The following is a 10,331-nucleotide window of genomic DNA, read 5'->3' as shown; positions in this document are numbered from 1 at the left end:
CGAGCCATCGGGCCCTGCTCGGGTCGCAAGCGCGGCGCAGCCGGGCGCGGCGGGCCCGAGCCATCGGGCCCTGCTCGGGTCGCAAGCGCGGCGCAGCCGGGCGCGGCGGGCCCGAGCCATCGGGCCCTGCTCGGCTCGGGTCGCGGCTAGACTCCCCCGGATGGCCAATCCGATACCGGCTCAGCAGCCGCTGAGTCTGAAGACGCAGGTCTGGCGCTTCGTCGTGACCGGCGGCTTCGCCGGGATCGTCGATTTCAGCCTGTACGTGTTCCTCTACAAAGTGGTGGGACTACAGGTCGATCTGTCCAAGGCGATCAGCTTCATCGTCGGCACCATCACCGCGTACCTCATCAACCGGCGATGGACGTTCCAGGCGTCGCCGAGCACAGCCCGGTTCATCGGGGTGATGGCGCTGTACGCGGTCACGTTCGCCGTTCAGGTCGGACTGAACCACGTGAGCCTCGACTTGATGCACTACCAAGGGTGGGCGGTACCCGTCGCATTCGTGATCGCCCAGGGCACCGCGACGGTGATCAATTTCATCGTGCAGCGAACTGTGATCTTCCGTATCCGCTGAGCGTGCCGCATCGCCGTCGACGCAGGCGGTACCCTCTTTCACGATGTTGAGCGCTGATATTCCCACCACGACGAAGCGGCTGACGGGCTTCGGCCGCACCGCGCCGTCGGTGGCTCAGGTCCTGTCCACGCCGGACCCGGAGGTGATCGCCAAGGCCGTGGCCCAGGTCGCCGACTCCGGCGGCCCGTCCCGTGGCGTGATCGCACGGGGGCTCGGCCGCTCGTACGGTGACAACGCCCAGAATGGCGGCGGCCTGGTCATCGACATGACCGCACTGAACAAGATCCACTCGATCAGCGCCGAAACACGCCTGGCTGACGTCGACAGCGGGGTGAGCCTCGACCAGCTGATGAAGGCGGCGCTCCCGTTCGGGTTGTGGGTTCCGGTATTGCCCGGCACCCGGCAGGTGACCGTCGGCGGCGCGATCGCCTGCGACATCCACGGCAAGAACCACCACAGCGCCGGCAGCTTCGGCAACCACGTGCAATCGATGGATCTGCTGCTGGCCAGCGGCGAGGTCCGCCACCTGACACCCGACGGTGCGGACGCCGAGCTGTTCTGGGCCACCGTCGGCGGAAACGGCCTGACCGGGATCGTGCTGCGCGCGAGCATCGCGATGACGCCGACCGAGACGGCGTACTTCATCGCCGACGGCGTCGCAACGAAAGATCTCGACGAGACGGTCGCGGTCCACCTCGATGGCAGCGAAGACAAATACACCTACTCCAGTGCGTGGTTCGACTTGATCAGTCCGCCGCCGAAGCTCGGTCGGGCGTCGGTCAGCCGGGGCAGCCTGGCCAGGCTGGATCAACTACCGGCGAAACTCGCCAAGAACCCGCTGAAATTCGACGCGCCGCAGCTGTTGACGGTGCCGAACGTATTTCCGGTCAGCGCGATGAACAAGTTGTCGTTCATGGCGATCGGCGAGGTGTACTACCGACTCGGCGGAACGTACTCCGACAAGATCATGAATCTGTCGCAGTTCTACCACATGCTCGACCTGGTCAGCGGGTGGAACAATGCTTATGGCCCAACGGGTTTCGCTCAGCACCAGTTCTTGGTCCCACCGGACGCGATGGACGAGTTCAAGGCCATCATCCGGTGGATCCAAACGCGCGGCCACTACTCGGCATTGAACGTGTTCAAGCTTTTCGGTCCGGGCAACCGGGCTCCGCTGAGCTTCCCCATGGCGGGTTGGAACGTCGCGATGGACTTTCCGGTGAAGGCCGGGGTGAACGAGTTCCTCAACGAACTCGACCAACGGGTACTGGAATTCGGCGGCCGCGTGTACACCGCCAAAGACTCGCGCACCACCGCGGAGAATTTCCACGCCATGTATCCGCGGATCGACGAGTGGATCGCCTTGCGCCGCAAGGCCGATCCGTCGGGGGTATTCGCCTCTGACATGGCCCGACGCTTGGAGCTGCTCTAGATGGTGCTGGACGCCGTAGGAAACCCGCAGTCCATCCTGCTGCTCGGAGGCACCTCCGAGATCGGACTGGCAATCTGCGAACGCTATCTGCGCAACGCCTCCGCGCGAATCGTGCTGGCGGCCATGCCCGAGGATCCCGGCCGTGATGACGCGGTCGCGCAGCTGAAGGCGGCCGGCGCGCGTTCGGTGGAACTGGTCGACTTCGACGCCTTGGAGCCGGACAGCCACCCGAAGGTCATCGAGCAGTGCTTCAACGCCGGCGACATCGACGTGGCAATCGTCGCGTTCGGCCTGCTGGGCGACGCCGAAGAGCTCTGGCAGAACCAGCGCAAGGCCGTGCAGATCGCCGAGATCAACTACACCGCCGCCGTTTCAGTCGGCGTGCTGCTGGGCGAGAAGATGCGCGCCCAGGGTTTTGGCCAGATCATTGCGATGAGCACAGTGGCCGGCGAGCGGGTGCGACGATCCAACTTCGTCTACGGTTCGACCAAGGCCGGCCTGGACGGCTTCTACCTCGGACTGTCGGAGGCGCTGCGCGAATACGGCGTCCGGGTTCTGGTGATCCGCCCAGGCCAGGTACGCACCCGGATGAGCGCTCACGTCAAGGAAGCCCCGCTGACTGTCGACAAGGAGTACGTCGCCAACCTCGCGGTGACCGCGTCGGCAAAAGGTAAGGAATTGGTTTGGGCGCCAGGAGCATTCCGGTACGTGATGATGGTGCTGCGACACGTTCCACGGAGCATCTTCCGCAAGCTGCCCATCTGACCATGCGCAACGCGCTGGCGAGCGTCGGCCAGATGGCCGCGGCAGTGCTCGTCGCCATTGTGGTTGCCGCCGTTTCGCTGGCCGCTATCTCGCGGGTGCAGTGGCCGGCTTTCCCGTCGTCCAACCAGTTGCACGCGTTAACCACCGTCGGGCAGGTCAGCTGCCTGGCCGGCCTGCTCGCGGTCGGCTGGGTGTGGCGGCAAGGACGCTTTCGGCGACTGGCGCAACTGGGCGGACTGGTGTTCGTGTCCGCATTCACCGTCGTGACGCTGGGTATGCCGCTGGGCGCCACCAAGCTGTACCTGTTCGGAATCTCCGTCGACCAGCAGTTTCGCACCGAATACCTGACCAGGCTGACCGACAGCCCGGCCCTGCGTGACATGACTTACCAAGGGCTGCCGCCGATGTATCCGCCGGGCTGGTTCTGGATCGGCGGCCGCGCGGCGGCGCTGACCGGAACCCCCGCGTGGGAAATGTACAAACCTTGGGCGATCACATCGATCACCATCGCGGCCGCGGTGGCGCTGGTGTTGTGGTGGCGGATGGTTCGGTTCGAGTACGCGTTGCTGGTCACCATCGCCACCACGGCGGTGACGCTGGCGTACAGCTCACCGGAGCCGTACGCCGCGATGATCACTGTGCTGCTGCCGCCGATGCTGGTGCTCACCTGGTCGGGCCTGCGCGCCGCCGGCCGCGAGTGTGAAGCTGGCCGCACACTCGAGCCCGAACGTGAAGCTGGCCGCACACTCGGCGGTGAGGGGTGGGCGGCGATCGTCGCCGCGGGGATCTTCCTGGGTTTCGCCGCCACCTGGTACACGTTGCTGGTCGCTTACAGCGCGTTCACCGTGACGTTGATGGCGCTGGGGCTGGCCGCTGCGCGCTGGCGGACGGCCGGGCGCAAAGCGGCGCTCGACCCGCTGCGCCGACTGGTCGTCATCGCGGTGATCGCGATGGCCATCGCGTCCACCACCTGGCTGCCGTTCTTGCTCAGGTCGCTCAGCGCACCGGTCAGCAACACCGGCAGCGCCTTCCACTACCTGCCCGCCGACGGCGCTCAGCTGACCTTCCCGATGCTGCAGTTCTCGCTGCTGGGCGCGATGTGCCTGCTGGGGGCCCTCTGGCTGGTGGCGCGGGCGCGTTACTCGGTGCGGGCCGCCGGATTGGCGATCGGCGTGCTGGCCGTTTACCTGTGGTCGCTGCTGTCGATGCTGACCACCCTGGCACGCACCACGCTGCTGTCGTTCCGCCTGCAGCCCACCCTGTCGGTGCTGCTGGTGGCGGCCGGCGTGTTCGGCTTCATCGAGGTGACGCAGGCGATCCGCCGGGACTGGATCGGCGGGCGCGGGGTGCTGCCGGTGGCCGCGGCGATCGGCCTGGCCGGAGCCATCGCGTTCAGCCAGGACATTCCCGACGTGCTGCGGCCAGATCTGACCATCGCCTACACCGACACCGACGGCGACGGACAGCGCGGCGACCGGCGACCGCCCGGTTCGGAGAAGTACTACTCGGCCGTCGATGCCGCCATCGGAAAAGTCACCGGCAAGCCTCGCGATCAAACCGTGGTGCTGACGGCCGACTACAGCTTCCTGTCGTTCTACCCGTATTGGGGTTTCCAGGGGTTGACGTCGCACTACGCCAACCCGCTGGCGCAATTCGACAAGCGCGCCGCACAGATCGAAAGCTGGTCGAAGCTGAAGTCGGCCGACGAGTTCGTCGCGGCGCTGGACAAGCTGCCCTGGCCGCCGCCGACCGTTTTCGTGATGCGCCGCGGCGCGAGCAGCACCTACACCTTGCGACTGGCCGAAGACGTCTACCCCAATCAACCCAACGTGCGGCGCTACACCGTGGACCTCAAAGCCGCGCTGTTCGCCGACCCGCGTTTCGCCGTCGAGACCATCGGCCCGTTCGTGGTGGCCATCCGTAAGCCGACGCCGAGCACCTGATGGCCACCGAAACGTCACCGAACGCGGTCCACGAATTACCATCTACCTCCGTGAGCGATGCGGCGGCAAACCACCGGGTTGCTCGTCTCGTCGCCATCGTTGCGGGCCTGCTGGGAGCAGCACTCGCACTGGCCACCCCGATGCTGCCGGTCGACCAAACCACCGCCCAGCTGAACTGGCCGCAGAATGGCACCTTCAGCAGTATCGAGGCGCCACTGATCAGCTATGTGGCCACCGATCTGAACATCTCGGTGCCCTGCCAGGCGGCCGCCGGAATGACCGGACCAGAGAACGCCGGCAAGACATTGCTGCTGTCCACGGTGCCCAAGCAAGCCCCGAAGGCCATCGACCGGGGTCTGCTCATCCAGCGGGTCAACGAGGACCTGGTGCTGATCGTGCGCAACGTTCCGGTGGTCACCGCGCCGATGAGCCAGGTGCTGAGCCCGTCCTGCGAGCGGTTGACCTTCACCGCACACGCCGACCGGGTCACCGGCGAATTCGTCGGGCTCAAGCAAGGACCGGCCACTGAGCACCCGGGGGATCCGCTGCGCGGTGAGAAGAGTGGCTACGACTTCCGCCCGCAGATCGTCGGCGTGTTCACCGACCTGTCCGGACCGGCACCACCCGGCTTGAGCTTGAAAGCGACGATCGACAGCCGCTACAGCAGCAAACCGACGCCGCTGAAGTTGGCCGCGATGGTCCTCGGGGTGGTGCTGACCCTGGCGGCCCTGATCGCACTGCACATCCTCGACACCGGCGACGGCACCCGGCATCGGCGCTTCCTGCCAGCCCGCTGGTGGTCCGTCGGGGCGCTGGACGCCCTGGTCATGGCGGTGCTGGTGTGGTGGCACTTCGTCGGCGCGAACACCTCTGACGACGGCTACATCCTGACCATGGCCCGCGTGTCCGAACACGCCGGCTACATGGCCAACTACTACCGCTGGCTGGGCACCCCGGAGGCGCCGTTCGGCTGGTACTACGACCTGCTGGCGCTGTGGGCCCACGTCAGCACCACCAGCATCTGGATGCGGCTGCCGACCCTGCTCATGGCGCTGACCTGCTGGTGGGTGATCAGCCGGGAAGTCATCCCGCGCCTCGGCCACGCCGTCAAGACCAACCGGGCGGCGAAATGGACCGCGGCCGGCATGTTCCTGGCGGTCTGGTTGCCCCTCGACAACGGCTTGCGGCCCGAACCTATCATCGCCCTGGGCATCCTGCTCACCTGGTGCTCGGTGGAGCGGGCGGTGGCGACCAGTCGTCTGCTGCCGGTAGCGACCGCCTGCATCATCGGCGCGTTGACCCTGTTCTCCGGGCCAACCGGCATTGCCTCTATCGGCGCGCTGCTGGTAGCCATCGGGCCGCTGCGCACCATCGTGCATCGGCGCTCCCGGCAGTTCGGCGCTCTGGCGCTGCTGGCGCCGATCCTGGCTGCCACCACAGTCACCACGATCCTGATCTTCCGGGACCAGACGCTGGCCGGTGAGATGCAGGCGACCGGTCTCAAGCGCGCGCTCGGGCCGAGCCTGAGTTGGTTCGACGAGCACATCCGCTATGAGCGGCTGTTCATGGCCAGCCCGGACGGATCGGTCGCCAGACGCTTCGCGGTACTGGCGCTGATTCTCGCGCTCGCGATCACCGTGGCCGTTTCACTGCGCAAGGGACGAATTCCGGGCACCGCCGCCGGACCGAGTCGCCGCATCGTCGGCATCACCATCATTTCGTTCCTGGCGATGATGTTCACCCCCACCAAATGGACCCACCACTTCGGCGTCTTCGCGGGATTGGCCGGGTCGCTGGGCGCGCTGGCCGCGGTCGCGGTGACCGGTGCGGCGATGCGTTCGCGGCGCAATCGCACCATGTTCGCGGCCGTGGTGCTGTTCTTGGTCGCATTGTCGTTCGCCAGCGTCAACGGCTGGTGGTACGTATCGAGTTTCGGTGTGCCATGGTCGAATTCGTTCCCACAGTGGCGTTTCGGCTTCACCACCGCGTTCCTCGCGCTGACGGTGCTGGTGCTGTTGTTGGCGGCCTGGTTCCACTTCATCGCCACCGAGGACGGCCCGCCGAGGACCCGGGCCGGGGCGCGGGCGGCGGGAGTCGTCCAGTCCCCGTTGGCAATTGCCGCGTGGGCACTGGTGACGTTCGAGGTGGTTTCGCTGACCCTGGCGATGACCACGCAATACCCGGCATGGACGGTAGGACGCTCCAATCTGCAGGCGCTGACTGGCAAGACCTGTGGGCTGGCCGAGGATGTGCTGGTGGAACTCGAGCCCGATGACGGGATGTTGCTACCGGTGAGCGCACCGGTTGCCGACGCCCTGGGAGCCGGTTTATCGGAAGCGTTCACGCCCAACGGAATTCCCGCGGACGTCTCCGCCGATCCGGTGATGGAACGCCCGGGCGACCGCAGCTTCATCAACGACGACGGGGTGGTGACCGGCACTGAGGCCGGCACCGAGGGCGGCACTACGGCCGCAGCCGGGATCAACGGTTCGCGCGCCAGGTTGCCGTTCGGCCTCGATCCCGCCCGCACGCCGGTGCTCGGCAGTTGGCGGGCCGGCATCCAGGTGCCCGCCATGCTGCGGTCAGGTTGGTACCGCCTGCCACCGAAGGACCAGCGCACCAAGACACCATTGTTGGTGGTGACTGCTGCGGGACGTTTCGATCCTCGCGAGGTCCAGGTGCAGTGGGCCACCGACGAAGAGGCCACAGCTGGAAAGCACAGCGGTTCAATGGGCTTCGCCGACGTCGGCGCGGTTCCGGCCTGGCGCAACCTGCGCGCGCCGTTGAGCGCCATCCCTGATTCCGCTACTCAAATCAGGCTGGTTGCCGATGACGACGACTTGGCCCCACAACACTGGATCGGCCTCACCCCGCCGCGCCTTCCGAAGCTGCGCACCCTGCAGGATGTGGTGGGCTCGAAGGACCCGGTGTTTCTCGACTGGCTGGTGGGACTGGCATTCCCCTGCCAACGGCCATTCGGCCATCAGAACGGCGTCGACGAAACGCCGACGTGGCGCATCCTGCCGGACCGGTTCGGCGCTGAGGCGAACTCTCCCGTGATGGACAACAACGGCGGCGGCCCGCTCGGCGTCACAGAATTGCTGGTACACGCGACTACGGTGGCCAGCTACCTCAAAGGCGACTGGTTCCGGGACTGGGGTGCGTTGCAGCGGTTGACGCCTTATTACCCCGACGCCCAGCCCGCCCGCCTGGAGTTGGGCACCGCAACCCGAGGCGGTCTGTGGCAGCCGGCGCCACTGCGTAAGAGTTAGCCGCCCTCTCCGGTAGGCCATCTGGCGAAAGACCTTTCAATTCCCGAAGGTCCCTGCCGAATCTGACATCCAGATCTTCCCGCAACTGCTCAAGCTCTATATGGTTTACGCGGGGGACAATTTTTAGGGCTAACAACCAGTGGCTGGACCGTGTCTCCATTCAGGAGGCGGGGGAATGTCCTACTTGATTGCCGGACCGGATCTGATGTCAGCCGCGGCCGCAGACTTGGCAAGCATCAATTCGAGCATCGCAGCGGCCAACGCCGCCGCCGCTTCGCCGACCACGACGCTGATCGCCGCAGGTGCCGACCAAGTCTCGGTCGCCGTAGCGGCGCTGTTCGGCGGCCACGCGGAGACCTATCAAGCTCTCAGCGCTCATATGGAGTCCTTCCATCAGCAGTTTGCCCAGCTCATGGCCGGGGGCGCCGCGCAGTATGCCGGCGCCGAGGCCGAGAATGTGCAGCAAACCCTGCTGAGCGCGATCAACGCACCTGTCCAGGCTTTACTCGGGCGTCCGCTGATCGGCGACGGCGCCCACGGCAGCGCCACAAACCCGAACGGTGGGGCCGGTGGGTTGCTGTATGGCAGCGGCGGCAATGGTTTTGCGCAGACGGCTGACGGCGTGGCGGGCGGCAGCGGCGGATCGGCCGGACTCATCGGCAACGGGGGCTGGGGCGGCGCCGGCGGGGCCGGTGCGGCGGGCGGGGCCGGCGGACACGGCGGGTGGCTGTACGGCAACGGCGGCGCCGGCGGGTTTGGTGGCAGCACAATCGTCAGCGGATTAAACGGCGGTAGTGGCGGGGCAGGCGGTGCCGCCGGTCTGATCGGTAGCGGCGGAGTGGGCGGACGCGGTGGGACCGCCCTCCCCGACGCGGTCACTCAGACCGGTGGCAACAACGGCGGGGCCGGCGGCGCCGGCGGCCGCGGCGGATGGTTGGCCGGCTCGGGTGGTGCCGGCGGACACGGCGGCGCCGGCGGTCTCAATGACCTAGGCGCCAGCGGCGGAAATGGCGGTGCCGGAGGGAGGGCCGGACTCTTCGGCAACGGCGGCGACGGTGGTACGGCCGGCGACGCCGGGGTCGCCGATGACACCGGAGCCAACGGTGGCTCGGGCGGTGAAGGCGGTCGAGCGATATTCGGCAATGGCGGAAACGGCGGAAACGGCGGAAACGGCGGCGTCGCCTTGACGGTCGGTGCCAACGGTGGCGCCGGTGGGGCCGGCGGGGCGAGCTTGCTCATCGGCAATGGCGGCACCGGGGGCGAGGGCGCGAACGCGGGTGTCGGTCAGGAAGGCGGCGCGAACGGGGGCGCGGGTGGTGCCGGCGGCTCACACCTGTTCGGCATTGGCGGAAATGGTGGACAAGGCGGCGCGGGTGGCGTGAGCAGTAAAGGCAATGGCGCCAACGCGGGCGCGGGCGGAGCCGGAGGCGGCGGGCTGTTCGGCACCGGTGGCAACGGCGGGCAAGGCGGCGACGGAGGCGTGGCTGCCGACGGTGCGGGCGCTAACGGCGGCGCGGGCGGGGCCGGAGGTAGCGAGCTATTCGGCATCAGCGGCGACGGCGGGCAAGGCGGCGAGGGTGGTGTAAGTGACAGCAAAGCTGGCAATCCTGGCGCCAACGGCGGGGCGGGCGGAGCCGGAGGTAGCGGACTCGTCGGCGTCGGCGGCGACGGCGGGCTGGGCGGAAAAGGTGGCGTCGACGGCCAGTCCAGCGGCGCCAACGGTGGTGCAGGCGGCGCCGGTGGCACCCAGATGATCGGTTCCGGGGGTGCGGGCGGCGGCGGCGGTAAAGCAGGAATTGCACTCACTGACAACATCAGTGACCCCGGTGCGCTCGCTGGTAAGGGAGGCGTCGGTGGCGCGGCCGCCATGTTCGGCAGCGGGGGCGCCGGAGGCGCCGGAGGCGGTGGGGGTATCACCGCGGCTGGGCCCGCCACGAACACCGGCACTGCAGGCGGTGGCGGTGGCGCCGGCGGTGCCGGAGGAATATTCGGCAACGGTGGCGTGGGGGGACGAGGTGGCGTAGGCGGCGGCCTCCCCGCCAATGCGGACGGGGAAGGTGGGGTCGGCGGCACTGGTGGCGCCGGCGGGACCGGTGGGTTGTTCGGTGACGGTGGCGCCGGGGGCGGCGGCGGGGCTGGTGGAACCGGCAGTACTGGAAAAGCGGGCGGGGCCGGCGGGGGTGGCGGCCGCGGCGGAGCCGGCAACCTGATCGGCAGTGGCGGTAGCGGCGGTAGCGGCGGCGTCGGCGGAGATGGGGATCCCGATGGGGACGGCGGTCAAGGTGGCGCAGGAGGGAGCGGCGGCAGCTTATTCGGCGGGGCTGGGGCGCACGGCTGAGCCG

6 protein-coding genes are annotated in these 10,331 nt (G+C 67.9%); all 6 read left to right on the top strand.

The window, feature by feature from the left end:
• Positions 1–160: 160 nt before the first annotated feature.
• The 6 genes from ACZY1I_RS26800 to ACZY1I_RS26775 all read left to right on the top strand — a co-directional run bounded on the left by ACZY1I_RS26800 (position 161) and on the right by ACZY1I_RS26775 (position 10,327).
• A complete protein-coding gene (locus ACZY1I_RS26800; RefSeq protein WP_463759613.1) occupies positions 161–577 on the top strand; it encodes a GtrA family protein in 417 nt (138 codons plus the stop codon).
• Between the two features lie 43 nt (positions 578–620).
• A complete protein-coding gene (locus ACZY1I_RS26795) occupies positions 621–2,009 on the top strand; it encodes an FAD-binding oxidoreductase (protein WP_463759610.1) in 1,389 nt (462 codons plus the stop codon).
• Positions 2,010–2,774, top strand: coding sequence for a decaprenylphospho-beta-D-erythro-pentofuranosid-2-ulose 2-reductase (locus ACZY1I_RS26790; RefSeq protein ID WP_463759607.1), 765 nt, complete (start codon positions 2,010–2,012; stop codon positions 2,772–2,774).
• A 2-nt stretch (positions 2,775–2,776) separates the two neighbouring features.
• Positions 2,777–4,717: a galactan 5-O-arabinofuranosyltransferase gene (locus ACZY1I_RS26785; RefSeq protein ID WP_463759604.1), complete on the top strand. Its 1,941-nt coding sequence runs from the start codon at positions 2,777–2,779 to the stop codon at positions 4,715–4,717.
• Positions 4,717–7,989, top strand: a complete 3,273-nt coding sequence (locus tag ACZY1I_RS26780) for an arabinosyltransferase domain-containing protein (RefSeq protein WP_463759602.1) — start codon at positions 4,717–4,719, stop codon at positions 7,987–7,989. Before ACZY1I_RS26785 ends, ACZY1I_RS26780 begins: the two co-directional genes overlap by 1 nt.
• 175 nt (positions 7,990–8,164) lie before the next feature.
• Complete coding sequence (locus ACZY1I_RS26775) at positions 8,165–10,327, top strand: PE family protein (protein ID WP_463759600.1); 2,163 nt, start codon at positions 8,165–8,167, stop codon at positions 10,325–10,327.
• Positions 10,328–10,331: the final 4 nt, after the last annotated feature.

This window comes from Mycobacterium sp. IDUB_37 (assembly GCF_055419245.1).
The sequence above is the reverse complement of the archived record's forward strand: the minus strand, read 5'-3'. Positions and strand labels throughout refer to the sequence as shown.

Coding starts and splice junctions, on each gene's coding strand:
- ACZY1I_RS26800 (WP_463759613.1), top strand. CDS start 161: ATGGCCAATCCGATACCGGCTCAGCAGCCGCTGAGTCTGAAGACGCAG.
- ACZY1I_RS26785 (WP_463759604.1), top strand. CDS start 2,777: ATGCGCAACGCGCTGGCGAGCGTCGGCCAGATGGCCGCGGCAGTGCTC.
- ACZY1I_RS26775 (WP_463759600.1), top strand. CDS start 8,165: ATGTCCTACTTGATTGCCGGACCGGATCTGATGTCAGCCGCGGCCGCA.
- ACZY1I_RS26780 (WP_463759602.1), top strand. CDS start 4,717: ATGGCCACCGAAACGTCACCGAACGCGGTCCACGAATTACCATCTACC.
- ACZY1I_RS26795 (WP_463759610.1), top strand. CDS start 621: ATGTTGAGCGCTGATATTCCCACCACGACGAAGCGGCTGACGGGCTTC.
- ACZY1I_RS26790 (WP_463759607.1), top strand. CDS start 2,010: ATGGTGCTGGACGCCGTAGGAAACCCGCAGTCCATCCTGCTGCTCGGA.